The following is a 25,544-nucleotide window of genomic DNA, read 5'->3' on the forward strand; positions in this document are numbered from 1 at the left end:
CTCGCGCGACACCACCGGCTTTTCACGATGACCGACACCCACGCTCTGTTCACCGACGACTACGCCGCGACCGCCGACGCCGCCGACCCGCTCCGGCGCTTCCGCGCGCAGTTCCACATGCCGCGCTTCGGCGATGTGGAGCAGGCGTATTTCGTCGGCAATTCGCTGGGCCTGCAACCGCGCGGCGCCCGCGCGCAGGTCGAGGACGTGCTCGACAAGTGGGCGATGGAGGCGGTCGAAGGCCATTTCCGCGGCAACTCGCAGTGGATGACCTACCACGCACTGGTCGGCGCGCAACTGGCCGAGGTCGTGGGCGCGCAACCGGAGGAAGTGGTCGCGATGAACTCGCTGACCGCGAACCTGCATTTTTTGATGGTCGGCTTCTACCGCCCGACCACCGAACGTCCGGCGATCCTGATGGAAGCCGGCGCGTTTCCGTCCGACCGCTATGCGCTCCAATCGCAGGTCCGCTTCCACGGCTTCGACCCGGCGACCGACCTGATCGAGGTGCAGCCCGGCACCGACGGCCTGTTCGGCATGGACGCGATCGCCGCGGCGATCGCCGAACACGGGCACCGGCTGGCGCTGGTGCTGTGGCCGGGCGTGCAGTACCGCACCGGCGAAGCGTTCGACCTGGCGGAGATCGTGCGCCTGGGCCACGCGGCCGGCGCCGTGGTCGGCTTCGACCTCGCCCATGCCGCCGGCAACCTGCCGCTGCGGCTGCATGACAGCGACGCCGACTTCGCTGTGTGGTGCCACTACAAGTATCTCAACAGCGGGCCGGGGGCCGTGGCCGGCGCCTTCGTGCATGCGCGCCACGCCACGACCGATCGCCCGCGCTTCGCCGGCTGGTGGGGCCATGATGCGGCGACGCGCTTCCGCATGGGGCCGGACTTCCAGCCCACGCCGGGCGCCGAGGGCTGGCAGCTCAGCAATCCGCCGATCCTCGGCCTGGCGCCGCTGCGCGCGTCGCTGGACCTGTTCACCGAAGCCGGGATGCCGGCGCTGCGCGCCAAGTCCGAGCGCCTGACCGGGTATCTGGAAGCGCTGATCCACGCGCAGCTGTCGGAGGTGCTCGAGATCGTCACGCCGGCCGATCCTGCACGGCGCGGTGCGCAACTGTCGCTGCGCGTGCGCGGTGGCCGCGAGCAGGGCCGCGCCCTGTTCGAGCACCTGTCCGACAACGGCGTGCTCGGCGACTGGCGCGAACCCGACGTGATCCGCATCTCGCCGGCGCCGCTCTACAACGATCACACCGACGTGCTGCGGTTCGCACGCGCGGTGAGGCGATGGAGCGAGACACGATGACGGCGGACGGCGACTTTCCTTCCACCGCCGATGCCGGCCAGGCCGATGCCGAGGGCGATGCGCTCACGCAGGCGCTGCGCGAGGCGGGCGTGGCGCCGTGGGTGCTCGATGACGACGAACACATCCGGCCATTGCGCGACCCGCGCGGCACCGCCGCGGGCGTGATCGCTGTCGACGGCGACATCGGATTGCGCGATTGCCGGGTCGAGGCCACTGTCCGGCTACCGATGCGCCTGCCGACGCGTCGCCTGGGCCTGTTCCGCGGCTGGCGGGCCCTGCCGCGTCCGGCGCTGTCGGACGCGCATCTCGCCGACGCAGTCAGCATCGGCACCGACCCGCGGCGGATGCACCTCGAAACGCAGTCCTGGCACGCCTTCGCGCTCGACGCCGACCCCGCGGGCTGGCAGGCGTGGTTCGATGCCTTCGCGCAGACCTGGACCTCAGCGCGTGCGCATCGGCTCGACGTCGCCACGCGCGTGCCCTGCTGGCAGATCCAAGTCCATGTCGCCGACCGCCACACCGAAGTCGGCGGGGTCGCGCTCGACCTGCAGGTGGCCGACCTCGATGCGCTCGGTCTTGCAATCGATCGCCTGCGCGCGCGCCCGGCGGCGGACCCCGCGGCGTTCGCGACGCCGTCGCAGGATAGCGATGGCCCGGTCGCATCGACCCTCGGCGACCGCGGTTGGCTGCAGGGCGATGCGGTGATCGTCGACGCCGACGCATGGGACATCCGCAGCGAGGCCTGGCACAGCCGCGCGGATGCGGACGCGATGCCGCGCCACCGGATCCGGGTGTCGTTGGCACGCCGTCCGCTCGCCGACGCGCTGTCGAGCGTCCGGCGCGCGCTGCTGTCGATCGCGGACCGCTTCCGCGCCGTCGCGCCCGACGGGTCGGCGTTCGTCAGCGGTGCCACGCCATGAGCGCACGCCAATTGACCATCGTCGGCGCAGGCCTGGCCGGCGCTCTGCTCGGCATCCTGCTGCGACGCCGGGGCTGGGAGGTCGATCTGTACGAAAAGCGCGGCGATCCGCGGCGTCTGGGCTACGCTGGTGGGCGTTCGATCAACCTGGCGCTGGCCGAGCGCGGCCGGCATGCGCTGCGCGCGGCCGATGCCGACGCTGCGGTGATGCGACACGCGATCATGATGCGCGGGCGCATGGTCCACACCGGCGCCGCTGCGCCACAGTTGCAGCGCTACGGTCGCGACGACGACGAGGTGATCTGGTCGGTGCATCGTGGCGATCTGAATGTCGTACTGCTCGACCTGGCGCAGGCCGCCGGCGCCCGGCTGCATTTCGATGCCGGCCTGGATGCGGTCAACTTCGACTCCCGGCACGCGATGTTCCGCGATCCCGGCAGCGGCGCAACGCACGAGATCCACTTCCGCGCACTGGTCGGTGCCGATGGTGCCGGCTCGGCGCTGCGCGCGGCGATGCAGCGCGTGCGCGACCTGGGCGAGCGGGTCGACATACTCGATCATGGCTACAAGGAACTGGAGATCCCCCCGTCGGCCGACGGCGGTTTCCGCATCGAGCCGCACGCACTGCACATCTGGCCCCGCGGTCACTACATGTGCATCGCCCTGCCCAACGACGAGCGCACGTTCACCGTCACGCTGTTCCTGCCGCACCGCGCGGGCGCCCACGGCGGCCCGGCGTTCGAGCAGATCCACGAGGTCGACGCGGCGCAGGCGTTCTTCGCGCGCGAGTTTCCAGACGCCCTGGCGCTGATGCCGGAGTTCCGCGCGCACTGGGCCGCCAATCCGGTCGGCCAGTTGGCCACGCTCTACCTCGAACGCTGGCATCTGGACGGTCGCGCAGTGCTGCTGGGCGACGCCGCGCACGCGATGGTGCCGTTCCATGGCCAGGGCATGAACTGCGCATTCGAGGACTGCGTGGCATTGGCCGACCAGCTCGACGCGCATGCCGATACCGCAGACGCGTTCGCCGCGTTCGAGGCGCAGCGCCGGCCCGACGCCGCCGCGATCCAGCGCATGGCGCTCGACAACTACCTGGAGATGCGCGATCGGGTCGACGATGCCGACTACCTGCTGCAGCGCGAACTCGAACTTGCCTTGCAGGCGCGCCATCCCGGCCGTTTCGTCCCGCACTACGCGATGGTGACCTTCATGCGCATCCCGTACTCGCTGGCGATGCACCGCACCGATCTGCAGCGCGGCATCCTCGAACGCGCAACGGCCGGCCACACCACGCTCGACGCGCTGGACTGGCCGGCGATCGACGCCGAGGTGCGAGCGCAGCTGACGCCGTTGGAGGACACACCCGCATGATCGTGCCGCCATCGCCACGGCTTGCAGCCACGAGGAGCCGATAGCATCGCTTATGACCGACAGTGTTCTCTTCTACGACTGCGCCTCGACGAACCTGCCGCCCCCATCGCAGTAAGGCCGTCGCAACGGCCTGCAGCAAAAAAGAGCCGATAGCACTGCTTATGACGGATAGTTTTCTCTTCTACGACTTGGAAACCTTCGGCGCCGACCCGCGTCGCAGCCGGATCGCCCAGTTCGCGGCGATCCGCACCGATGCCGATCTGGTGCAGATCGAGGACCCGATCGATTTCTTCGTGCGCCCGGCCGACGACCTGCTGCCCTCGCCGGTCGCCACGCTGATCACCGGCATCACGCCGCAGCAGGCACAGCGCGACGGCATGACCGAAGCCGAGGCATTCGCGCGGATCTTCGAGGAGATGGCGCGCCCCCGCACCTGCACACTGGGCTACAACTCGCTGCGTTTCGACGACGAGTTCGTCCGCTTCGGACTGTTCCGCAACTTCCACGATCCCTACGAGCGCGAGTGGCGCGGCGGCAACTGCCGTTGGGACCTGCTCGATGTGATGCGGCTGTGGCATGCGCTGCGTCCCGAGGGGCTGGTCTGGCCCACGCGCGACGACGGCGCGACCTCGTTCAAGCTCGAACACCTGGCGCTGGCCAACGACGTGCGCACCGGTGACGCCCACGAAGCGCTGTCGGATGTGCGTGCGCTGATCGGCCTGGCGCGGCGGATGCGCAGCGCCCAGCCTCGGCTGTGGGACTACGCCGCCAAACTGCGCGACAAGCGCCATGCGGCCGCGATGCTCGATCCGGTCGCGATGACCCCGGTGCTGCACGTCTCCCAGCGCTATCCGGCCTCGCGGCTGTGCGCGGCCCCGGTGCTGCCGCTGGCGCGACACCCGACAATCGACAGCCGCATCGTGGTGTTCGACCTCGACGCCGAGCCCGACGCCCTGCTCGATCTCGACGCCGACACCATCGCCGCGCGCGTGTTCGTGCGCGGCGCAGACCTGCCCGAGGGCATCGCCCGCATTCCGCTCAAGGAAGTGCACAGCAACCGTTGCCCGGCCCTGGTCGCCTGGTCGCACCTGCGCGCAGAAGACTTCGCGCGCCTGTCGATCGATCCAGCGCTGGTCGAGCGCCGCGCCGCGCAACTGCGCGCAGCCGGTCCGGCACTGGCGGCGAAGATCCGTGCGGTCTTCGCGACCGAGCGCGCGCACGGGCCGTCGGATGCCGACGGCTCGCTGTACGACGGCTTCCTGGGCGACGGCGACCGCCGCCGCGTCGCCCGGGTCCGGGCCACGCCGCCGACGCAGTTGCACGGGGCGGACTTCGGCTTCGAGGACCCGCGCCTGGACGAGCTGCTGTTCCGCTACCGCGCCCGGAACTGGCCCGACACCCTGTCGCCGGACGAGCGCCACCGCTGGGACGAATACCGTCGTCTGCGGCTCGGCCCCGGCACGACCGCGTCGGAACAGGACTTCGACGGCTACTTCACGCAGATCGACGCGCTGCGCGCCGACCATGCGCAGTCCTCCACGCACCAGGCCTTGCTCGACGCGCTCGTCGACTGGGGCCATGGCCTGCATTCGCACCTCTACCCCACCGCCCCCGCATGACCGCCTATTTCAGCGAGAAGAGCTTCCGCTTCCTGCGCGCACTCGCGCGCCACAACGACAAGGCCTGGTTCGAGGCCCACCGCAAGGACTACGAAGCGCACGTGCGCCAGCCGTTCCTGCGGCTGGTCGGCGACCTGCAGCCCGACATCGCCGCGATCAGCCCGCATTTCCGCGCCGACACCCGCACCGTCGGCGGCTCGCTGTTCCGCATCCATCGCGACGCCCGCTTCTCGCACGACAAGTCGCCGTACAAGACCTGGCAGGGCGCGCGGCTGTTCCACGAACGGCGGCGGGAAGTCGCCGCGCCGTCGTTCTACGTGCACCTGGAGCCGGGCACGAGCTTCGTCGGCGCCGGGCTCTGGCATCCCGAGCCGCACACCCAGCGCAAGGTCCGGCAGTTCATCCTGGAGAACCCCGGCGGCTGGAAGGCGGCCGCGCACGCCCCCAAGTTGCGGCGCCGCTTCGCACTCGACGACAGCCAGATGCTGGTCCGCCCGCCGCGCGGCTTTCCGGCCGACTTCGTCTACATCGATGATCTGCGCCATCGCAATTGGGCGTTCCTGCGACCGCTCGATGATGCGGCGATGGCCGGTCCCGGCCTCGACCGCACGATCGCCGCCGACCTCGCCGTGCTGGCGCCGTTCGTCGACTATCTGTGCGCGGCGCTGGACCTGGAGTTCTGAGCCTGGCGCGGCGGTGTTCAGCCGCTCGACGGCGTGCGGTCCCACAATGGCGACGCTCCCCTGTTCGGCCCGTCGCCCGATGAAGAAACTCGCCTGGCTGTCCGCACTCATCGCCGCCCTGCTGCTGGCCTACACGGCGGCCGGACCGTTCCTGACCATGCACGCGATCCGCGACGCGGTGCAGCGCGAGGATTCAAGGGCATTGTCCAGGCAGGTGGATTTCCCGGCATTGCGCCAGAGCCTGCGCCTGCAACTGTCCGAAGCGCTCGTACGACGCGCCGGCGTCGATGTGCAATCGAGCCTGCTCGGCGCGCTCGCGCTGCAGGCCGCCAGCGGCACCGTGGGCACGGGCGTGGACATGATGGTCACGCCGGTCGGGCTGAGCGCACTGATGCGCGGACGGCGGCTGTGGGACCTGTCGAGCGGCGCCACGCCGCCGGTCGGTGGCGATCGCGCGCCGGCAGCCGATCCGCTGGCCGATGCGCACTGGCGCTATCACTCGCCATCGCGCTTCACCGCGACCGTGCGCGACGAGTCCGGACGGCCGATCGTCTTCGTGCTCACGCGCAAGGGCCTGCGCTGGCGGCTGTCGGACATCCAGTTGCCGCTGTAGGCCTGCCCGCTTGGCGGCTGCGCAGCGCAGGCCTGGCCCCGGCCGCTGTCCCGTTGCGCGTTGCGGCCTACCGGCCCGAAGCCAGCGTGCGCCCGCGCCGGCGCAGCGGCGAGTGGTAGAGCAGCAGGTACACACCGACCACCCAGGCCGAGGCCGCGGCCCAGCCGGCGAGGATGTCGGAGGGGTAATGCACGCCCAAGTAGATGCGCGACAGCCCGACCATCGGCACGAACACCACCATCGCCGCGACCGTCCACCAGCGCGCGCGCGTCGGCCAGGTCAGCAGCACCAGCACCAGCGCCAGCGTCATCGACCCCATCGCATGGCCACTGGGAAAACTGTAGGTCGCCTCCGGCGCGATCGACGCCCACAGGCTGGGCCGGTCGCGCGCGAACAGTTGCTTGGTTCCCAGATTCAGCAGCGCCGAGCCGCCGGTCGCCAAGGCTGCGAACAGGCCATCGCGCCAGCGCCGCAACGCCAGCAGCAGCACGACCAGGCCGATGTCGACCGGCACCACGCCGCGCGCGTAGCCGATCTGCGAGAAGAACAGGAATACGCGGTCGAAGCCCTCGCGCGCCATCTGGTTGGCGTACAGCAGCAACGGCTCGTCGAACGGGATCGCCTCGGCCTCGTGGACCTCGTCGGCCAGCTCCATGAAGCCCCACATCGGCAGCAGCACGCCGGCAAACAGCAGCATCAGCTTCCAGCCGTGCCTGCGCAGCAGGCCGCCAGTTTCGTGCGCGGCCTCGCGCGCCAGCGCGTGATCAGCCGACATCGGCACCGCGACCGTAGGTCCGGTGCACGTAGTCGTCGACCAGCGCGACGAAGTCCTGGGCGATGGTCTCGCCGCGCAGGGTGACGGCCTTCTCGCCGTCGATGAACACCGGCGCCGAGGGCGCCTCGCCGGTGCCAGGCAGCGAGATGCCGATATTGGCGTGCCGCGACTCGCCCGGGCCGTTGACCACGCAGCCCATCACCGCGAGGGTCATGTTCTCCGCGCCCGGGTGGGTGATCTTCCACTCGGGCATCTTCTCGCGCACATGGTCCTGCACCACACCGGCCAGTTCCTGGAAGAACTCCGAGGTCGTGCGGCCGCAGCCCGGGCACGCGGTGACCATCGGGGTGAACGCGCGCAGACCCATGGTCTGCAGCAGCTCCTGCGCGACCACGACTTCCTTGGTTCGGGACGCACCGGGCTCGGGAGTCAGCGAGATGCGGATCGTGTCGCCGATGCCTTCCTGCATCAGCAGCGCGAGCGCGGCGCTGGAGGCCACCATGCCCTTGCTGCCGATGCCGGCCTCGGTGAGCCCCAGGTGCAGCGCGAAATCGCAACGCGCCGACAGGTCGCGATAGACCGCGACCAGCTCCTGCACGCCGCTGACCTTGGCCGAGAGCACGATGCGGTCGCGTCCCAGGCCCAGCTCCACCGCGCGTTCGGCCGAATCGACCGCCGAGCGGATCAGTGCCTCGCGCAGCACGCGCCCCGCATCCCAGGGCACGGCGCGGCGGGCGTTCTCGTCCATCAGGGTCGCGGCCAGCGACTGGTCGAGCGAGCCCCAGTTCGCGCCGATGCGCACCGGCTTGCCGTAGCGGATCGCAAATTCGATCAGCTGCGCAAACTGCAGGTCCTTCTTCTTGCCGAAACCGACATTGCCCGGATTGATCCGGTACTTGGCCAAGGCCTGCGCGCAGGCCGGCTCGCCGGCCAGCAACTGGTGGCCGTTGTAGTGGAAGTCACCGATGATCGGCACTTCGATGCCCTGCATCGCCAGCCGCTCGACGATCCGCGGCACCGCGGCCGCCGCTTCGGGCGTATTGACGGTGATGCGCACCAGTTCGGAGCCCGCACGCCACAGCTCGCCGATCTGCCGCGCGGTGGACACCACGTCGGCGGTGTCGGTGTTGGTCATGGACTGCACCACCACCGGCGCGTCGCCGCCGACGGCGACACCCCCGACCCGGACCTGGCGCGTGGCGCGGCGCGGCGCGGCCCCGAACGGCGGCGCGGCCGCAGGCTCTGGACGGGGATCGGACAACGGCAGGGCGTCGGGCTGAGCGGACATCCGCGCAGTTTACCGGCTTGTCCGGGTCGACGCTGACGCCGGGCGAAACGCCGTCGCGATAGGCGCCCGCGCGCCGGTGCACTACGATGGCGGCCCATGCAGTCGCAACCCCCCGCCACCGCCCTGCTGCGCACCCTCTACAGCCTGCGCTGGGCTGCGGTGGGCGGGCAGTCGCTGACCATCCTGTGGGCGACGCGTGGCTTCGACATGGGCCTGCCGGCCTGGCCGCTGTGGACCGCGGTGGCGGTGCTGGCAGTGTTCAACGTCGCGGTGCACCTGCGCCTGCGCAGCAGCCGCGACGCGGCGCCGGTCGAAGCGTTTGCGCACGTGTTGGTCGATACCGCGGTGCTGACCTGGCTGGTCGCCTGGACAGGTGGCATCGCCAACCCCTTCGCCTCGCTGTTCCTGCTGCCGATCGCACTGACCGCGATGGCGCTGCCGCCGGCCTGGGCGGTCGCCGCGGCGCTGTCGTGTGTGAGCGGCTACATGTTGTCGGTGCACTTCGGCCAGCCGTTGCCCCACCTGCACGACCGGTTCGACCTGCACCTGGCCGGCATGGCGGTCAACTTCTTCGTCTCCGTGGCGCTGGTGCTGTACTTCCTGACCCGGCTGGCGAGCGCCCGCGACCGCCGGGAACGCGAGCTTGGCGACCTGCGCGACCGCTTCGTCCGCAACGAGGGCATCCTCGCGCTGGCCACCCACGCCGCCTCCGTCGCCCACGAACTCAACACCCCGCTGGGCACGATGACGCTGGTGCTCGACGATGTCGACACCGCGGCCCTGCCTGCCGGCACGGCCGAGGACATCGCCATGCTGCGGCGGCTGGTGGATACCTGCCGTGATCGGGTGCGCTCGCTCGCCAATCCCGCCGACCCGGCCGCCAGCCGGCTGGTCGACATCGGCCGGGTGCTCGACCACTGGCAGTTGGTGCGCCCGACCGTGGTGCTGATGCGCCGCGGCAATGTCGAGCCGCAGTTGCGGGTGGACCGCACGATCGGCCACCTGCTGCTGGCGCTGCTCAACAATGCCGCCGACGCCAGCGCGGCCAACGGCAGCCAACAGGTCGACCTGCGCCTGCAACTCGACGACGGCATGCTCGATGGCGCGATCCGCGACTACGGCACCGGATTCGACGCCCAGGCGCCGTTCCTGCCGGTCCTGTTCCGCAGCGGCAAGCCCGACGGCCTCGGCGTCGGTCTGGCGCTGTCGCATGCGGCGATCGAACAACTGGGTGGCGAGCTCGACCTGGAGGAGGCGGACGGCGGCGGCGCGGTGCTGCACTTCCGCGTCCCGATCGACGCGCGCCACGCCGATGCTCCCAAGGAAACGACACGATGAAAGGCCTGCTGGTCGACGACGACACCCTGTACCTGGAAGCGCTGCGACGCGCCCTGACCCGCCGCGGGATCGACTGCGAAGTCGCGCCCGACATTCCGACCGCACTCGAGATCGCTGCGCGCATCGCGCCGGACTTCGCGCTGGTCGATCTCAAGCTCGCCGATGCCTCGGGCCTGTCGCTGATCGAGCCGCTGCGCGCGATCCGCGCCGACATGCGTATCCTGCTGGTCACCGGCTATGCCAGCATTGCCACCGCGGTCGAGGCGATCAAGCGCGGCGCCGATGACTACCTGCCCAAGCCAGTATCGGCCGACACCCTGCTGCGGATCCTGCACAACACCGAGCCGGCCCCGGACCGTGCCACGAGCGACATCGACGACGGGCCGAGCGTCGAAAGCCCGACGATGATCCCGCTGCACCGCCTGGAGTGGGAGCACATCCAGCAGGCGCTGGCCGAGACGGGCGGCAACATCTCCGCGACCGCGCGCCTGCTCGGCATGCATCGCAGGTCGCTGCAGCGCAAGCTCGCCAAGCGGCCCGGCCCGGAACGCCGTCCGCTGTCGGAGTGAACCGGCGGCCGCGGGCCGCCGTCACTTCGGACCGACACGGCCACAGCGCCGCTTCTGCGGCCCGCGCACTGGCTGGCGATCAATCGCCCGGCGAAGCCGCCAGCCGATAGACCGTCGATGCCCGCTGTTCGCCCTGCCAGGGATCGAACGCACGCACCTCCACCCGATGCGTACCGACCGGCAGATCGGTCGCGAGCGCACCGCGCCACAAATGCGGCGACAGGTCGGCTTCCGGCGAGCGGTCACGTCCGCGCAGGCCGTCGGCGAGGTCGTCGCGCGCATTCTCGAGCACCAGCCTCGGGTCGGCGCGCTCGACCCGGCGCATCGGCCGCCAGTCACCATCGCCGATGCGGTACTCGACCCGCGTATCGGGCTCGCCCATGTAGACATTGGCGTAGACCCCCCAGGCCGGATACGCCCCCTGGCGCAGCACGCGCGGCGCATGCAGCGCCATCGCCGCAGTGGTGGCCGGATCGTCTGCAGGCAACCGCGCTGGGTGCCAGGCCAACCGGTAATTGCCATCGCCCTCGACGCGCAGCGTCGCAAAGCCGTTCGGCGTGCCGTCGGCCATCGTCGCCGCCGGCAGGCCATCGGCATCCGGCGCGCCGCTCCAGAACGCCCCGCTCGCGGCCCCGACGTTGTACTCGTGCAAGGGCGTGGCGCCCTGCCAGCCCTGCGCCGCGCCGTGGCGCACGTGGCGCTGGGTGTGGCGGTGGCCTGTGAGCAGCAGCACGCGCGGGAACCGCGACAGCAACGCAAACAACCGCGCGCGGTCGGCACTGCGCATGGTCTCCGGCGCGCCCTCGGCGGCGGTGTCGAACCAGGGAATGTGCGCACCGACGACCAGCAACCGGTCGGTCGGCGCCCGCGCCAGATACGCCTCGGCGAACGCGAACTGGTCCTCGCGCAGGCCACCGACGTAAGCCGGGCGCGCGCCCGGCTGGTGGAGGACGTTGTCGAGCATCAGGAAGCTGGCCTGCGGCTCCTCCCAGGCATAGGTCTCCGGCCCATAGACGGCGCGATAGGACGCGGTCGAGCCGGGATCGTCGGCCGCTTCGACATCCAGATCGTGATTGCCCGGCACATGCAGCCACGGCACATCGAGCTGCGCGGTCGCGGCATTGATCGCCGGATAGAGCGCCGGCACGTCGTTGCCGACATCGCCCAGCACCAGACCGAGCGCCGCCGGTGCCCGCGCCGCCGCCGCGACCACACTGCGCGCATAGAAATCGACCTCCGCCTCCCGCCCGGCCTGCGGGTCGGCGAACACCAGCACGTCCAGCGCAGCGGCCGGCGTCTGCGGGCGCAACGCAAAGCGGCAATCGTCGCCGCGGCCGGGCGACGCCCAGTGCCGCGGCAACGCACCATCGCGTGCGAGCGCATAGCCCGCCGGCTTGATGACGAACGCCGAGCCGCCGGCCAGGCCACCGAACCGGCCGTCGGCGTCGGTCTCGACGATCCGCACGCCATCGGACACGCCCACGCCTGCGATACCGGGCTCGTCCGCACCCTGCCGGCCGTCGCCGTTGCGGTCCTCGAACACGAGGCCGGTGTCACAGGCCAGCGCGGGCGCGGGCGCGGACACAGCGCCCAGCAGCGCGAGCAGGACGGGCAACGGCAACAACGAACACGAGCGCGACATGGCGGACATCCGGCGGCGAACAAGCGCGCCGATTATGCACCGCGCCCATGACCGCCGATCCCGAGCCGCCTCACGGCTGCAGGCGCAGCTGGGAATCGAAGCATCGGCGGCGGCCGTCGAGCGGGTCATCGAACGCCAGCGACGCGGCGAGCAATTGCAGCGCAGGCGCGCCGTCGTCGGTCTCGCGCAGGTCGGGGTACCAGGGATCGTGCAGGATCGGCGCGCCGAGCGCAGCAAGATGCACGCGCAACTGGTGCTTGCGGCCGGTCACCGGCTCGAGCCGATAGCGCCAGTCAATGGGCCCGCGTTCGAGCACGTCGATCCGGGTCTCGCTGTTGGGCACGCCCGTGCACTCTTGCATGCGGAAGAACGGCACGCCGCGTTCGATCCGGCTGCGGTGCACGTATGGAAACGCCAGGTCGGGCAGCGGCGCCGCCAGCGCCTCGTAGCGCTTGTCGATGCGCCGCTGGCGAAACAGCGCCTGGTAGGCCGCGCGCGTCCCGGGCTCGGCCGAGAACAGCACCAACCCGGCGGTCGCGCGATCGATCCGGTGCAGCGGCACCAGATGCGGGTTGCCCAGCCGTTCGCTCAACCGGTGCAGCAAGGTCTGCCGGACGAAGGCACCTGCCGGCATCACCGGCAGGCCGTGCGGCTTATCGGCGACCACCAGGTGCGCATCCACATGCACGATGCGCTCGATCGCCGCGACGACCGGTTCTGTGTCGACTTCGCGGTAGTAGGCAATCTCCAGGCCCACGCGATACGCCGCGTCCGGCGCCAGCGGCGTCGCATCGTCGGCCGCCAGCACACACCCGCGCGCGAAGCGCGATTCCCAGGTGGGCCGTGGAATCTGCGGGAACCGTGCGCACAATGCCTCGAGCACCGTGCGCCAGGGCCCGGCCGGCAGCTGCAACCGACTCGCGGGCACGCCGTCGCGCAGCGGCAACCGCCGTCGCGTCATGCCCGCGCCCCGGCCCCGATCATCGGGTCGGCAGCCCCATTTCCTGCAGCAACGCCGGCGCCGGATAGACCTTGGCCATCAACCAGCGCATGTAGCGCATGTCGACATGGATGGCGCGCTTGGTGCGCGGGTCGAACCACCAGCTGGCACTGACCGATTCCCAGTTGCTGTCGAAGTTCAGCCCGACCAGCTCGCCGCGGGCATCGAGCACCGGCGAGCCGGAGTTGCCGCCCGTGGTGTCGAGGTTGGTCAGGAAGTTCACCGGTTGACTGCCCAGCGTCGGCTCGTCGGTGCCGGCGAAGTCGCCGCGCGCGATCGCATCGAGCAGCGGTGCCGGGGCATCGAACGGCGCCTGGCCGGTGTGCTTTTCGACGATGCCGGCGACCGTGGTGACCGGCGCATAGGCGACCGCATCGCGCGGCGACAGCGGCTCGACCCGCCCGAAGCTCACGCGCAAGGTGCCGTTGGCGTCGGGATAGACTGCCCGACCCTGCGAGGCCCGCCAGGCGACCAGGGCGCGCATATAGGCCGGGCGCAGCCGCAGTTGCTCGCCCTCGCGCGTCTTGCGGGCGTCCTCGGCCTGCAGTTGCGCGGCGACCAGCGGCCCTGCCAGCGCGATCAGCGGATCGTCGGCCAGTGCCCGGCCGTCGCGCGCGGCCTGCAAACGCGACAGCCGCTGCGTTTCTTCGCCGAGCACGGTGCCCGCATAGAGCGCATCGAGCGCGCTTGCCAAAGCGGCAGGTGTGCGGCCGAACGCCGCGTCGAACGCCGGCAACCGCTGCGCGTCGGGCAATTGCTGGTAGCGGCCGAGCAGCACCGTCAGCAGCGCCTTCTCACCCTGGGGGGCATACCGTCGCTGCGCCTGGCGCAGCACGCCCTCGATCAGCGCGAGATCACGCTGCTGGTAACCGCGCTCGCGCATCGCGTCGGGCTTGGCCGATTCGATGCGCAGGCGTTCGAGCAGCAGCGCGCTGCGCAGCAGCTGCGTCTGGCTGGCGATCAGCTCAAGCAACTGCTCGCCCTCGCCGGCCGCATTGCCCTGCGCGAGCACCGCCTGGAGCGCGGCGATGTCGCGCGCGTCGTCGCCGCTGGTCGCGGCGAGCATCGCGTCCTCGTCGTCGCGGCGCTGGCGCACCGCATCGCTGCGCACCAGCCCTTCAAGCTCGCCGGCAGCGCGCTTGCGGCGGTTCTTCAACGTCTGCAGCTGCGCGGCATAACGTGTGCGGACCTGGGCATCGTCGCGGCCCACCGCCTCGACAGCCGCGATCAAGGCATCGAACACCGCCACCCGCTGCGGCAGCACCTGCCCCACCTGCGCTTCGAACTCGGCCGCCGTGCGATGGCGGAACGTCGTGCCCGGATAACCGGCGAGCATGGCGTAGTCGCCGGCATGCAGCCCGTTGCGGGCGATCTGAAGGTGCGCCGGCGGTGCATAGGGCACGTTGTCGGGGCTGTAGTCGGCCGGGCGCCCGTCGCGCCCGACGTAGGCGCGCAATAGCGTGAAGTCGCCGCTGTGCCGGGGCCACATGAAGTTGTCGATCTCGTCGCCGTAGTTGCCGATCGCGCGCGGCGGCGCGTAGACCAGGCGCACGTCGCGCAGTTCCAGCTGTCGGATCAGGTAGAAGTCGCTGCCGTAGTCCATGTTGGCGACGCTGCAACGCACCTCGCCGTCGTGCTCGCAGTCGGCGACCAGGCGCTTGCCGGCCGCGTCGATCGCGTCATGGTAGGCGCGCCCCTCCAGACCGCGCGCATCCGCAAGCACCGCGTCGGTCACCTGGTCGAAGCCGACCGTCACCAGCACGCGGAAATCGGGATTGGACGGGCGCTCGTCGGCCCGGCCGTCGGCGATGAAGCCCGCATCGATGATGTCGCGCTCGGGGCTGCTGTTGTACTGGATCACGCCGTAGGCGACGTGGTGATTGGTCAGCAGCAAGCCATCGCCGGAAACGAAGGCACCGGTGCCGCCGCCGACGCGGACCACGGCGCTGAGCGGGGGACGGGTCACGTCGGCCAGCGCCCGCGCGTCGCCACGGAAGCCGGCCTGGCGCATCTGCGCAGCCAGGTCGGGCAATTGGCCCGGCAACCACATGCCTTCGTCGGCATGGGCGGCGGCGGACAACAGTAGGCCGGCCGCGAGCGCGGCAGTCAGCGGGCGTTTGCAAGGCATGGCGAGGATCCAAGAAGAGCACGACGGCACAGCCGGCGACGATAGCCAGCGCAGCGCCCGCCGACAACGCCCATCGGTCACGCCCGCGGTTAATGCGCCGTCAAGCGCAGCGGCCTGTGCGGTCACGTCCGCATCATAGGCCGCTTGCGAGCATGCGCGCCATGCCAGTCGCTCCCGATCCACGTCGCCCCCATTCCGAAACTTTCCTGACGCCGAGCATCCCGCCCGCCTTGCGGCTGCGCGAGGACGCATGGGATCTGGTCGCCGCAGATGGCCCGGTCATCACGACTGCGATCCACGACGGTCACTTGCTGCGTCCCGCATTGCGTGATCGTGTCGCGCTCGACGAGGACACGCGCTGGCGCGAGGAGGATCCGCTGACCAGCCTGCTGGGTCAGATCGGCGACGTGCGCCTGCGTGTGCGCACGTCGCGCTTCGAAGTCGACCTCAACCGCCCGCGTGACCAGGCCATCTACGCCACGCCCGAAGCGGCCTGGGGGCTGCAGGTGTGGGCCTCGCCGTTGACCGCGGCCGAACGCGCGGCCTCGCTGGCGCTCTACGACCGCTTCTACGCGATGGTGGGCGAGCTGATCGATCGCACGGTCGATCGCTGGGGCTGCGCCCTGTTGATCGACATCCACAGCTACAACCATCGCCGCGATGGCGCGCACGCCGATCCGGCGCAGCAGGCGGACAACCCCGACATCGAACTGGGCGTCACCACGCTCGACGAGGCGCGCTGGGGCGGCACCGCGCGACGCTTCGCCAACGTGCTGCGCCGGCATCCGGTGCGCGGTGTACTGCCCGACGTGCGCTGCAATGTGCGATTCCCGACCGGCGGCCACTTCCCGGAATGGGTCTATGCGCACTGGGGCGATCGCGTCTGCACGATCTCGCCCGAGTACAAGAAGATCTTCATGGACGAATGGCGTGGCCAGGTCGACATTCCCGCGCTCTACGCCCTACGCGACGGGCTGCAGCAGGCCGTGGAGGCGGTCCGGCCGGAGTTCCTGGCGTGAGCGCCGAGAGCGTCGCGATGGCCCGTCCGCAGGCGCGCGCCCTGCCCCCGGTCGCCGCGCAGATCGACGACGCGCTGGCGCGCATGGACGCGCAACTGGACTGGCTGATCGCGCTGTCACCGCTCGACGGCGAAGCCTTGTGGCGCCAGTTCGACGCCACCGGACGAATGGTCGAGCCACAACTGCGTTACGCCGACCTGGAGACCGACCTCGAGGCGGCCCGCCACCAGCTCGATGCGCTGCCGATCGGCGACGTCGCGCCGTCGGCGCTGCAGGCGCTGCTGGCCGAGAAGCAGCGCGAGCTCAGCCGCATGATCGACTTGGTCCAGGCGCGCGACCGACCGGACTTCATCGCGGCCAGCATCGCGCTGTTCGGCGATGTCGAACCCGACCTGCTGGACCTGGCCCGGCGCATTCTCACCGACGTCCCGGCAGGCGAACCGCTGGTCGCCGATGCCGGCATCGACGAGGTTCGCGCAGCGGTCGAGGCGGAGATCGACTGGTATCGCGCGCAAGCGCCGGACTTCCACATCGATGTCGTGGTCGATACCGACATCAGCTCGATGCTGATGGTGTCCCACGGCACGTTCTACATCGACGGCAACATCCGGCTGCCTCACGCCCGCGTCGATCCGCTGATCCAGCATGAGATCGGCACCCACGTGGTGACCCGTCACAACGGCCAGCAGCAGGCGCTGCGCCAGTTGCAGGTGGGGCTGGCGCAATACGATCCGACCCAGGAAGGGCTGGGGGTGCTGGCTGAGTATCTGGCCGGCTATCTACCCGGCGAGCGCCTGCGCGTGCTCGCTGCACGCGTCGTCGCCGCGGCCATGGCCGCCAACGGCGAGGGCCTGCCGGCGATCTTCGACCGGCTGCACACCCACCACGCCCTGCCGACCGACGATGCCTTCGATGTCGCGCTGCGTGCGCGCCGTGGCGGCGGGCTGACCAAGGATGCGGTCTACCTGCGCGGCGTGCGCGACCTGTTGGCCTACCTCACCGCCGACGGCACGTTCGATGCGCTGTTCCTGGGCAAGTTCGCCCTCTCGCAACTCGACCTGCTCCAGACCCTGATCGAGGACGGCTGGGTCGTGCCACCCGCACTGCTGCCCCGCTACGCCGCGGCCGACGACTTTTCCACCCGCCTCGACGCGTGCCGTCGCACGCCGGTCGAATGCCTCCACCAGACCCACCGCCCCCCGGAACCCACACCATGAGCGCCAGCGAGCACACCCCGATGCGATTGGGCTTCGTCGTCAACGATGTCGACACCGAGCAGGACAACTACACGACCATTCGCCTCGCCCGGCAGGCGGTCCATCGCGGCCATCAGGTCGCCCTGATCGGCCTGGGCGACTTCACCTACGACGCTGGCGGCACCATTCGCGCCTGCGCCCGCATTCCGCGCCTGGACCGCTACGAGGACGACCGCGCGCTGCTTGCCGACCTCCAGGGGCCCGAGCGCCAGACCGAACGGATCTCGGTGCAAGACCTGGACGTGCTGATGTTGCGCAGCGACCCGGCCGAGGAACTGGTCGAACGCCCCTGGGCGCCTGGCAGCGCACTGCTGTTCGCGCAGTTGGTCGCACTGCACGATGTGCTGGTCGTCAACGATCCCACGCATCTGACCGACGCGTCCAACAAGACATACTTCCAGCATTTTCCAGAGGATGTGCGTCCGGTCACCTGCATCAGCCGCGACGCCGAGGAGATCAAGGCCTTCCTGACCGCACATGAGGGCTGTGGCGTGATCAAGCCGCTGCAGGGATCGGGCGGCCAGGGCGTGTTCGTCGTCGATGGCAACGGCGCCGGCAACCTGAATCAGATGATCGACGCGGTGACCCGAGACGGCTACGCGATCGCGCAGGCGTATCTGCCTGCCGCCAAGAACGGCGACCTGCGGCTGTTGATGCTCAACGGCCGGCCGCTGCAAGTCGACGGGACCTACGCCTGCATCCGGCGCTACAACGACAGTGGCGATGCGCGCAGCAACATCAGCGCCGGGGGCAAGTACGAAATGGCGGTGCCCGATGCCGATGCGCTGCGCCTGGCAGAACTGGTGGCGCCGAAACTGATCCGCGACGGCATGTACTTCGTCGGGCTGGACATCGTCGGCGACAAGTTGATGGAGGTGAACGTCGACACGCCGGGCGGCATCAACATGGTCGAAGAACTGACCGGCCTGGACTTCAGTGGCGCGATCGTCGATGACCTGGAGCGCAAGCTGCGCCTGCGACGCCACTACGGCCGGACGCTCGGCAACGCCGAACTGGCCATGCTCTGACCCGCGCGCCGCACGGTCGCAGGGCCGTGCGGCACTTCCCAATGATGCAACCGCCAGTCATTCCGGCGCCGGGCCTGCGGGCACCGGCGCGTCGTTGTGTCCCCGCACGATCCGGACCGGCACCGACTTCGCGGCCGGCACATGGCTGTCAATCGCGTGGTGGGCGACCGGGATCAGCGGATTGCATTCGGGGTAATAGGCCGCGATGCAGCCAGCCGGAATCAGATACGGCACCACGCGCAGGCCACCGACCTCGCGGCGCACACCATCGTCGACATCGGTGGCCAACGCGATTTCCTCGCCCTCTTCGATGCCGAGCGCGCGGATGTCGTCGGCATTCATCAGCACGACGCGGCGCGTGCCCTCGATCCCACGAAACCGGTCGCGATACCCATAGACGGTGGTGTTGAACTGGTCGTTGCTGCGGATCGTCAGTAGCCGGTAGCGACCTGGGCGATCCTCGAAGCCGGTCGCCGACAGCACGTCGGGCACGTGGAACTCGGCCTTGCCGCTTTCTGTCTGCCAGCGCCGCTCGCGCGCGGCGACCGGACGCGGGAAACCGCCGGGCACATGCAGCCGCGCATTGAAGTCGCGGAACTGCTCGGGATAGGTCGCCTCGATCGCGTCGCGGACCTTGGCATAGTCGTCCACCCAGGCCTGCCAGGGCACCTGCGATTGACCGGCGACCGTCGCAAGCGCGATGCCCGCGACGATGGCAGGCTCCGAGCGCAGCTGCGCACTGGCCGGACGGCTGGTCCCGAACGAGCCGTGGATGCACGTGGTGCTGTCCTCGACGGTGACCCGCTGCGGGCCGGTCGCCTGCACATCTTCCTCGAGCCTGCCCAGGCACGGCAGCAGCAACGCGGTGCGGCCGCACAGCAAATGGCTGCGGTTGAGCTTGGTGGCCACCTGCACCGTCAGCGCCATGCCGCCCCAGCGCGCCTCCAGCGGCCCGGTCTCGGGTGCGGCGCGCGCGAAGTTGCCGCCCAGCCCGATGAAGGCATGGACCGAGCCGTCGAGAATGCCCTCGACGGTCGAGACCGTATCGCGCCCCTTCTTGCGCGGCGCCTCGAATCCGTACTGTGCTTGAAGGCGATCGAGTGGGACCAGTTCGGGCTTTTCGGAAATGCCGACGGTGCGCTGGCCCTGGACGTTCGAATGCCCGCGGACTGGACAGATGCCGGCGCCCGGGCGGCCGACATTGCCGCGCATCAGCGCCAGGTTGCACAGCATGCGGACGTTGTCGACGCCGTGGCGATGCTGGGTCAGGCCCATGCCATAGACCAGGATCGTGGCCTTGGCCCGGGCGTAGACGCCGGCGACGGCTTCCATGTCGGCGCGCGACAGACCCGATTCGCGCTCCAGGTCCGCCCAGTCGCTGGCGCGCAGCGACGCGGCGAATGCATCGAAGCCGTGCGTATGCTCGGCGATGAACGCCAGGTCGAGCACGCGCGGTTCGTTGGCGGCCACGGCCGCATCATCGAGCGCCAACAAGGCCTTGGCGATGCCCTGCAGCACCGACAGATCGCTGCCGGCGCGCACCTGGAAGTAGGCATTGCTGATGCGCGTCGACTGCCCGGTCGCCATCGCCAGCGGCTCCTGCGGATTGGTGAACCGCTCCCAGCCGCGTTCGTACAGCGGATTGAAGGTGATGATCTCCGCGCCGCGCCGGCTGGCGTCCTGCAGCGGGTGCAGCATGCGCGGGCTGTTGACGCCGACGTTCTGGCCGAACGACAGGATGCAGTCGCAGTGTTCGAAGTCCTCCAGCAGCACCGTGCCCACCGGCACGCCGATGCTCCTGGGCAGTCCAACGGACGTGCTCTCGTGGCACATGTTGGAGCTGTCGGGCAGGTTGTTGTTGCCGTACACGCGCGCCAGCAGGCCGTACATGTACGAGGCCTCCAGCGATGCGCGGCCGGACGCGTAGAACACTACGCGCTCGCGCTCGAGCGCCCGCAGTTCACGACCGATCAGCGCGAACGCGTCCTCCCACGAAATCGGCACATAGCGATCGCGCTGCGCGTCGTAGCGCATCGGCTCGACCAGTCGGCCCTGGGCTTCGAGATCGTAGTCGGCCCATTGCCGCAGCGCCGACAGCGGGTGGGCCTCGAAGAACGCGGCGTCGGCGCGCGATTCGTCCAGTTCCCACATCGTCGCCTTGGCGCCGTTCTCGCAGAACTCGAAGGCGTGGGGTTCGGCAGGTTTGGGCCACGAACAGCTGACGCAGGCGAACCCGTCGACCTTGTTCTGCCGTGCCAGTTGGCGCGCACCTTCGACGCTGGGCGCGTCGTGGCCCAGGCCGTGTCGGGCGAGGGACTGCACCGAACCCCAGCCGCCAGCGGGGCCGTCGTAGCGACCGATTCGAATCTGTGCCATCGTCCGTCCCTCGAGCGAATGACATCGGACGCTAGCGCGTCGGCGCTCACGCATACGTGAAACGGACAGCACGTGAGCAGGACAAACAGCGACTCAGTCGGCCAATTCCCAGAAGGCCCGTACCAGGGGCTCGGCGTCGTCCCAGGCGATGCTCTCGTCGCGTCGAAGCCGCAGCCAGCCGGCTTCCAGCTGAGCGACGCACTCTTCCCAAGACACCGTCCCCAGATACTCGCGCGCCATCTGTCCATAGATGCGGCACAGCTCGACATCATCCGTTCTCATGCGACGCTCCTGTCGTTGCCCGTTCCTAGCGCACCATCCAAGGTTGCCCACGTGACGTTGCAGCGCCGTTTTCACGCCGTCTGTGCGGTACCGAACGTATTCAGCAGAGCGTATGCGCGGTTTCGCACATACGACACCCCATTCAGCAACGAGAATTCATCGTTGAATGAACGAGCCGGATCCAAGTACACCGCATGAACAGGAATGCGCCCTGGGCGCCTCTCAATGGACTGCTTCAGGACCTGCCACCGGAAGTCTGCGATCGCCTGGGCAAGGATCTGCAACTGGTCGACTTGCCGGTCGGCAAGGTCCTGCATGAGGCAGGCGCGTCCCGCTCCACGCTGTATTTCCCTCGCGAAGGCATCGTCTCGGTCCTGTACGCGCTGGAGAACGGAGACACCAGCGAAGTCGCGATGATCGGCAACGAAGGCGTCGTCGGCGCCGGCCTGCTGGCTGGCGCGCGCAGCATTCCGCTGCGTGCGGTGGTGCAGGTCGGCGGCGAAGCGCTCGCGCTGCGGGCCGACGCCGCGCAACGCGAGTTCCAGCTGGGCGGCGCATTCCAGGCCATCGTCCTGCGATATGCGCAGGCCCTGCTGACGCAGACGGCGATGACCGGGGTCTGCAATCGCCACCATACGGTGGACCGGCAACTGTCGCGCTGGCTGTTGCTGGTCAACGACCGCATCGGCACGACCGAGATCAAGATGACCCAGGAGCAGATCGCCCACCTGCTGGGCGTGCGCCGTGAGGGCGTGACCGAAGCGGCGCGCCGGCTGCAGGAGGAAGGCTGCATCCGCTACAGCCGCGGGCTGATCCAGGTTGTCGAGCCGGCCTCGCTGCTCGAACGTGCCTGCGAATGCTACGAGGTCATCCGCAGCGAGTACGACCGCCTGTTGCGCGAACCCCTCGAACCCGAACGCTGACGCCCGCCCTCACCCGGCCTTGGCCCGGCGTTGCGGCATCATGCGGCCTCCCGACCGGAGGTTTTCGATGAGCCAGACGCCGCCGCGCATCCATATCGAGCGCACCGAGATCGATGCGCTCGAACGCAACATCCGCCTGCTCGACGATGAGGCCATCGTAAAGGTGACCCTCGCCGACGGCGCGCAGGTCGAAGGCGTGGTGTCGGCGCGGCCGACACTGGAAATCTTCCGCACGGCAGACGGCGACGAAGGCCACAACGCCCGGCTGCGGCTCGACGACCTGGAAGATCCCACGGTGCCGCACTTCGTCTGGGTCGGCGACATCGTCGCGATCGAACAGATCGGCAGCGCCTGATCGCGCAGGCGCCCGGCGCGCCAGGCAGCCGCCCGCTGCTGCGGGGGCTCGCCCGCGCGCTCCCCCAGATGGAGCAACGTAAGACGAGGACGTGGCAGGACCACGCGGTCGGGCGCCGCACTCCAACGCGCACGCAGGTGCCAGCCGACGCTTTCCACGCGTGCGGCCGTGGCGCCGAGACCCTTCGCCGACACGACGCCGCAGCCCCGTCGGTCGGGGGCTGCGGGCGATTATGGTGTCTCGCCGGGCGGCCGCGGTGGCGGCATCGAGGCCGGTCTGGCGCAGCCGCGATGTGGACCGTCGCCGTCGAGCGTCAGCAACGCCGTCAGCGGGAACCGTGCCCCGGACATGTCGTCCTCGCAGCGCATACGACGCACGATCAGGACGACATCCCCTACCTCGTCCCGGGCCTCGATACGTCGGCCGTCCGCTGTCATCGACGACGACGCCCGCACGAACCGGCGTGCCGGTGCCTCGATCCCGGTGACCACGACCGTATCGCCCTCGACCCGCGCCTGCCAGAACGGCTCGTTCGTCGACACGACGACATCGTCGTTGATCGCCGCGCCCTGTGCGGGGGCGCCTTCGGCGGCCGCTGCGGAGGTGTTGGGACGCGTGGCAGTCTCGCCACTGGGCTGGCAGGCGGCCAGCGACGCCGCGCACAGCGCGAGGACACAGGCGAAGACACGATGGATGGGCATGGCGGGCCTCGTCGGATGACCGTCCATGGTGCCGGTCAGGATGTTCGCATTCGGTCACGATGGTCTGGCGAACCTGCGCACCTGACATTGACGTGCACCGGTCCACGATGGCAGCCCGTCACGCCGGGCGCCCCGGCGGCTGCCAACCACGCACGAGGACTCGCCATGCGCCATGCCGCCTGCCCGCCGCCTTGATCGGATTGGTCCTTGCGGCCTGCTCGAACGACCGCGTCGAACAGACGCACGCCAATCCCGCCTCGCCACCCCCTGCCCCCGCGGCGATCGAGGCACCGCCGCCCACCGGCTCGCTCGCCGCCCGCGAGGCGGAGGGCACGCCATCGTCGACGGTCAGCTATCACTGCGGCGAGCGCAGCTACACCGTCGCCTACGAGGACGACGGCGACACCGCGCTGATGCAAGTGGACGGGCGCACGCTGACCTTGCGCACGACGCCGGCCGCCAGCGGAGCCCGCTATGCGGACGACGCGGGCAATGTGCTGTGGACCAAGGGCTCGGACGAAGCCGACATCACCGTGGACGGTATGCCGTCGCAGATCTGCCGGGCGTCTGAGGACATCGACGGCTGACCGACCTTCCACGCGGTCTTCACACCCGCCGCCCGGGGGACGGGTAGCCTGCGAAACGCGCCTCCCCCCATGTCCGTCCCAGGTGTCCACACGCAAGGAGACGACCATGCGCCACGCTTCACCCTTGATCATCGCAGTCCTGGGTTTCGCCATCGCCGGCTGCTCGCCAGCGCAGGCACCGGCCGACGACACCGTGCCGCCGCCCTCGCCCGACGCGACGACACCGCCGGATCCCGAAACGCCGTCCACCGACGCTGCGCCCATCGCGCGCGTCGTGCATTACGACTGCGAAGGCACGCCGGTGGATGCGACCTTCGATGGGCAAGGCCAGGCAAGCGTGGCGATCGATGGCACGCACGTCGTGTTGCGGACCCAGAGCGATCCGGCCATGCAGGGCGCCCGCTACGCCGACGACCAAGGCAATGTGCTGTGGACCCGCGGGGCGAACGACGCGATCCTGCTGCGGAGCGACCATCCCGACCGGGTGTGCACCGGGACGCCCGGCACCCCCTGACGTGCGGGGCCCGCGCCGCCGGCGCTGTCGGCGGCGCGCGATGGCCCGGACGGACGGCGCGACTTAGACGATGCGGCGGCCGCGAACGAGCACGGTGTGATCGTCAAGCCCCGGATCGCGATCCACCGGCGGCACGTTGACGCCGATGCGAGCGACTGTGCGCACTGCGTCGGACGTGGGACCGGCGGCCTGCGCAACGCACGCCGCGAATGCGGTCGCCAGCAGGGCCAGCAACGCACGGCAGCGCCCCTTATGGGTCGGGCGTGGCGTGCATCGCGACATTGAGCTGGTCGATGACCACGATCCAGTCCGCATCCTCGAGCCGCTCCTCACGCAGCAACTGCGCCTGCGCAGGCGTCCAGAACGGCGCTTCCTCCAGCCGCACGTCGTCGGGCAGCGGCGCATGCCGGGCGATGAACGCGCGGATCGACACGTCGTCATCGGGCAGCCCGAGTTGGGCGAACAGTTCGGAGAAGGGGTGCACGGTCGATTCCACGGAAATCCTCGGTCTGACAAGCGGTGGCGCCCACCCTATCGGCGCGCGCGTCAAGGTGGCTTGAGTGTCGAACGGGCCCATTCGTATCGGCCCGCCAAAAAAAACCGCCGGCAAGCCGGCGGTCGTGGCACTGCGAGCGACCGCGTCGTCAACTCGTGACTTTCTTGGCGACCGTCAGGCCCAGCACGAACAGCACGACGGCAATGATGATCGCCGCCCAGAACAGGAACTTGGCAATGCCCATCGAGGCGCCGGCGACACCGCTGAACCCGAGGGCACCGGCAATCAGGCCGATGACGGCGAAAATGATGGCCCACTTGATCATGTCGTTCTCCATACGTCGGTAGTTGCACGACGTGGCATTCGTCGCGTCGGCGAACCGCAGTCTGTGACCGGGGGGGTGCGGCTGGCGTGAACGCGCCCCGCCGCGCGGCGGTCGCGCCGCCCGGCGGCTCAGGGCCATCGACACCTGCACAGACGCCATGGATCAGCCCTTCGAGCGTGTTGTCGATGCGGGGCAGGTCCCTCCAGGCATCGGCGTTCGTCGCCAGCGACAGCCCAACGAACGCGAACAGCAGAGCGGCGCCGCGCACCGGGATGGCGACACCAGCGACATCAACCGGCATTCCTGAACCGCCCGGCCAGGCGCCGACGGCCCCACAGACGCGCGGTGTTATGCTAGGCACCGGGCTCTTGCCCATCCGTGCGTCCCGCGCGACCGCCCTGGCCGCCGCCTCGCTTCCCCCACGTGTGA

At 69.9% G+C, this 25,544-nt stretch carries 26 protein-coding genes; 16 read left to right on the forward strand and 10 right to left on the reverse strand.

Going from position 1 to position 25,544, the window contains the following annotated elements; translation table 11 throughout:
• The first annotated feature begins 27 nt into the window (after positions 1-27).
• The 6 genes from kynU to ABE487_RS04985 all read left to right on the forward strand — a co-directional run bounded on the left by kynU (position 28) and on the right by ABE487_RS04985 (position 6,513).
• A complete protein-coding gene (kynU, locus tag ABE487_RS04960; RefSeq protein ID WP_346445369.1) occupies positions 28-1,308 on the forward strand; it encodes a kynureninase in 1,281 nt (426 codons plus the stop codon).
• Positions 1,305-2,228 carry a hypothetical protein gene (locus tag ABE487_RS04965; RefSeq protein ID WP_346451609.1) on the forward strand — a complete coding sequence of 308 codons (924 nt, stop codon included), beginning with the start codon at positions 1,305-1,307 and terminating at the stop codon, positions 2,226-2,228. Before kynU ends, ABE487_RS04965 begins: the two co-directional genes overlap by 4 nt.
• On the forward strand, positions 2,225-3,598 hold the full coding sequence (locus tag ABE487_RS04970) for an NAD(P)/FAD-dependent oxidoreductase (protein ID WP_346451607.1): 1,374 nt from the start codon (positions 2,225-2,227) through the stop codon (positions 3,596-3,598). The genes ABE487_RS04965 and ABE487_RS04970 overlap by 4 nt, the downstream gene beginning before the upstream one ends.
• A 161-nt stretch (positions 3,599-3,759) precedes the next feature.
• Positions 3,760-5,217 carry an exodeoxyribonuclease I gene (sbcB, locus tag ABE487_RS04975; RefSeq protein WP_346451605.1) on the forward strand — a complete coding sequence of 486 codons (1,458 nt, stop codon included), beginning with the start codon at positions 3,760-3,762 and terminating at the stop codon, positions 5,215-5,217.
• Positions 5,214-5,900: a DUF2461 domain-containing protein gene (locus ABE487_RS04980; RefSeq protein ID WP_346451603.1), complete on the forward strand. Its 687-nt coding sequence runs from the start codon at positions 5,214-5,216 to the stop codon at positions 5,898-5,900. The genes sbcB and ABE487_RS04980 overlap by 4 nt, the downstream gene beginning before the upstream one ends.
• A gap of 79 nt (positions 5,901-5,979) precedes the next feature.
• Positions 5,980-6,513 carry a DUF2939 domain-containing protein gene (locus tag ABE487_RS04985; RefSeq protein WP_346451602.1) on the forward strand — a complete coding sequence of 178 codons (534 nt, stop codon included), beginning with the start codon at positions 5,980-5,982 and terminating at the stop codon, positions 6,511-6,513.
• A 67-nt stretch (positions 6,514-6,580) separates the two neighbouring features.
• Here ABE487_RS04985 and ABE487_RS04990 read toward each other — a convergent pair whose 3' ends face one another.
• Together ABE487_RS04990 and ispG are read right to left on the reverse strand one after the other, a co-directional pair.
• On the reverse strand, positions 6,581-7,288 hold the full coding sequence (locus ABE487_RS04990; protein ID WP_346452867.1) for a phosphatase PAP2 family protein: 708 nt from the start codon (positions 7,286-7,288) through the stop codon (positions 6,581-6,583).
• Positions 7,278-8,576: a flavodoxin-dependent (E)-4-hydroxy-3-methylbut-2-enyl-diphosphate synthase gene (ispG, locus tag ABE487_RS04995; protein ID WP_346451600.1), complete on the reverse strand. Its 1,299-nt coding sequence runs from the start codon at positions 8,574-8,576 to the stop codon at positions 7,278-7,280. The genes ABE487_RS04990 and ispG overlap by 11 nt, the downstream gene beginning before the upstream one ends.
• Positions 8,577-8,672: 96 nt before the next feature.
• Here ispG and ABE487_RS05000 point away from each other — a divergent pair, with 96 nt between their 5' ends.
• Both ABE487_RS05000 and ABE487_RS05005 read left to right on the forward strand, forming a co-directional pair.
• Positions 8,673-9,914 carry an ATP-binding protein gene (locus ABE487_RS05000; protein ID WP_346445361.1) on the forward strand — a complete coding sequence of 414 codons (1,242 nt, stop codon included), beginning with the start codon at positions 8,673-8,675 and terminating at the stop codon, positions 9,912-9,914.
• Positions 9,911-10,483: a response regulator gene (locus ABE487_RS05005; protein WP_346445360.1), complete on the forward strand. Its 573-nt coding sequence runs from the start codon at positions 9,911-9,913 to the stop codon at positions 10,481-10,483. The genes ABE487_RS05000 and ABE487_RS05005 overlap by 4 nt, the downstream gene beginning before the upstream one ends.
• 79 nt (positions 10,484-10,562) lie before the next feature.
• Here the strand turns inward: ABE487_RS05005 and ABE487_RS05010 are convergent, their stop codons facing one another.
• From ABE487_RS05010 to ABE487_RS05020, 3 genes are all read right to left on the reverse strand, one after another.
• Positions 10,563-12,125, reverse strand: coding sequence for a calcineurin-like phosphoesterase C-terminal domain-containing protein (locus tag ABE487_RS05010; protein WP_346451598.1), 1,563 nt, complete (start codon positions 12,123-12,125; stop codon positions 10,563-10,565).
• 70 nt (positions 12,126-12,195) lie between these two features.
• Positions 12,196-13,086 (reverse strand): pseudouridine synthase, encoded by an 891-nt coding sequence (locus tag ABE487_RS05015; protein WP_346451597.1) that lies wholly within the window; start codon positions 13,084-13,086, stop codon positions 12,196-12,198.
• A 19-nt stretch (positions 13,087-13,105) separates the two neighbouring features.
• Positions 13,106-15,253, reverse strand: coding sequence for a S46 family peptidase (locus tag ABE487_RS05020; RefSeq protein ID WP_346445357.1), 2,148 nt, complete (start codon positions 15,251-15,253; stop codon positions 13,106-13,108).
• A gap of 161 nt (positions 15,254-15,414) precedes the next feature.
• Here ABE487_RS05020 and ABE487_RS05025 point away from each other — a divergent pair, with 161 nt between their 5' ends.
• The 3 genes from ABE487_RS05025 to ABE487_RS05035 are packed head-to-tail and all read left to right on the forward strand — an operon-like array spanning position 15,415 to position 18,556.
• Positions 15,415-16,272, forward strand: a complete 858-nt coding sequence (locus ABE487_RS05025) for an N-formylglutamate amidohydrolase (RefSeq protein WP_346451595.1) — start codon at positions 15,415-15,417, stop codon at positions 16,270-16,272.
• The gene (locus ABE487_RS05030; protein WP_346451594.1) at positions 16,269-17,489 is read left to right on the forward strand and encodes a tyrosine/phenylalanine carboxypeptidase domain-containing protein; all 1,221 of its coding nucleotides are present in this window, start codon (positions 16,269-16,271) and stop codon (positions 17,487-17,489) included. The genes ABE487_RS05025 and ABE487_RS05030 overlap by 4 nt, the downstream gene beginning before the upstream one ends.
• The gene (locus ABE487_RS05035; protein WP_346445354.1) at positions 17,486-18,556 is read left to right on the forward strand and encodes a glutathione synthetase; all 1,071 of its coding nucleotides are present in this window, start codon (positions 17,486-17,488) and stop codon (positions 18,554-18,556) included. The genes ABE487_RS05030 and ABE487_RS05035 overlap by 4 nt, the downstream gene beginning before the upstream one ends.
• A gap of 57 nt (positions 18,557-18,613) precedes the next feature.
• On the opposite strand, the gene ABE487_RS05040 is transcribed toward ABE487_RS05035, so the two are convergent.
• Together ABE487_RS05040 and ABE487_RS05045 are read right to left on the reverse strand one after the other, a co-directional pair.
• Positions 18,614-20,932, reverse strand: a complete 2,319-nt coding sequence (locus ABE487_RS05040) for an FdhF/YdeP family oxidoreductase (protein ID WP_346451593.1) — start codon at positions 20,930-20,932, stop codon at positions 18,614-18,616.
• A 93-nt stretch (positions 20,933-21,025) separates the two neighbouring features.
• Positions 21,026-21,214 carry a hypothetical protein gene (locus ABE487_RS05045; protein ID WP_346445352.1) on the reverse strand — a complete coding sequence of 63 codons (189 nt, stop codon included), beginning with the start codon at positions 21,212-21,214 and terminating at the stop codon, positions 21,026-21,028.
• A 194-nt stretch (positions 21,215-21,408) separates the two neighbouring features.
• On the opposite strand from ABE487_RS05045, the gene ABE487_RS05050 reads away from it, so the two are divergent.
• Together ABE487_RS05050 and ABE487_RS05055 are read left to right on the forward strand one after the other, a co-directional pair.
• A complete protein-coding gene (locus tag ABE487_RS05050) occupies positions 21,409-22,137 on the forward strand; it encodes a Crp/Fnr family transcriptional regulator (protein WP_346451591.1) in 729 nt (242 codons plus the stop codon).
• 67 nt (positions 22,138-22,204) lie between these two features.
• Positions 22,205-22,492, forward strand: coding sequence for a DUF3247 family protein (locus ABE487_RS05055; RefSeq protein WP_346451590.1), 288 nt, complete (start codon positions 22,205-22,207; stop codon positions 22,490-22,492).
• Between the two features lie 230 nt (positions 22,493-22,722).
• On the opposite strand, the gene ABE487_RS05060 is transcribed toward ABE487_RS05055, so the two are convergent.
• A complete protein-coding gene (locus ABE487_RS05060) occupies positions 22,723-23,193 on the reverse strand; it encodes a hypothetical protein (RefSeq protein WP_346451588.1) in 471 nt (156 codons plus the stop codon).
• A gap of 191 nt (positions 23,194-23,384) precedes the next feature.
• Here ABE487_RS05060 and ABE487_RS05065 point away from each other — a divergent pair, with 191 nt between their 5' ends.
• A complete protein-coding gene (locus ABE487_RS05065; RefSeq protein ID WP_346451587.1) occupies positions 23,385-23,780 on the forward strand; it encodes an MliC family protein in 396 nt (131 codons plus the stop codon).
• A 106-nt stretch (positions 23,781-23,886) separates the two neighbouring features.
• Positions 23,887-24,294 (forward strand): MliC family protein, encoded by a 408-nt coding sequence (locus ABE487_RS05070; RefSeq protein ID WP_346445347.1) that lies wholly within the window; start codon positions 23,887-23,889, stop codon positions 24,292-24,294.
• Between the two features lie 250 nt (positions 24,295-24,544).
• On the opposite strand, the gene ABE487_RS05075 is transcribed toward ABE487_RS05070, so the two are convergent.
• A complete protein-coding gene (locus ABE487_RS05075; protein ID WP_346445346.1) occupies positions 24,545-24,790 on the reverse strand; it encodes a DUF2789 domain-containing protein in 246 nt (81 codons plus the stop codon).
• A gap of 148 nt (positions 24,791-24,938) precedes the next feature.
• Positions 24,939-25,115, reverse strand: coding sequence for a DUF1328 domain-containing protein (locus ABE487_RS05080; RefSeq protein ID WP_346445345.1), 177 nt, complete (start codon positions 25,113-25,115; stop codon positions 24,939-24,941).
• A gap of 157 nt (positions 25,116-25,272) precedes the next feature.
• Here ABE487_RS05080 and ABE487_RS05085 point away from each other — a divergent pair, with 157 nt between their 5' ends.
• A complete protein-coding gene (locus ABE487_RS05085) occupies positions 25,273-25,422 on the forward strand; it encodes a hypothetical protein (protein WP_346445344.1) in 150 nt (49 codons plus the stop codon).
• Positions 25,423-25,544: the final 122 nt, after the last annotated feature.

The sequence above is a fragment of the Luteimonas sp. TWI596 genome, assembly GCF_039674105.1.
Classification (GTDB): domain Bacteria; phylum Pseudomonadota; class Gammaproteobacteria; order Xanthomonadales; family Xanthomonadaceae; genus Luteimonas.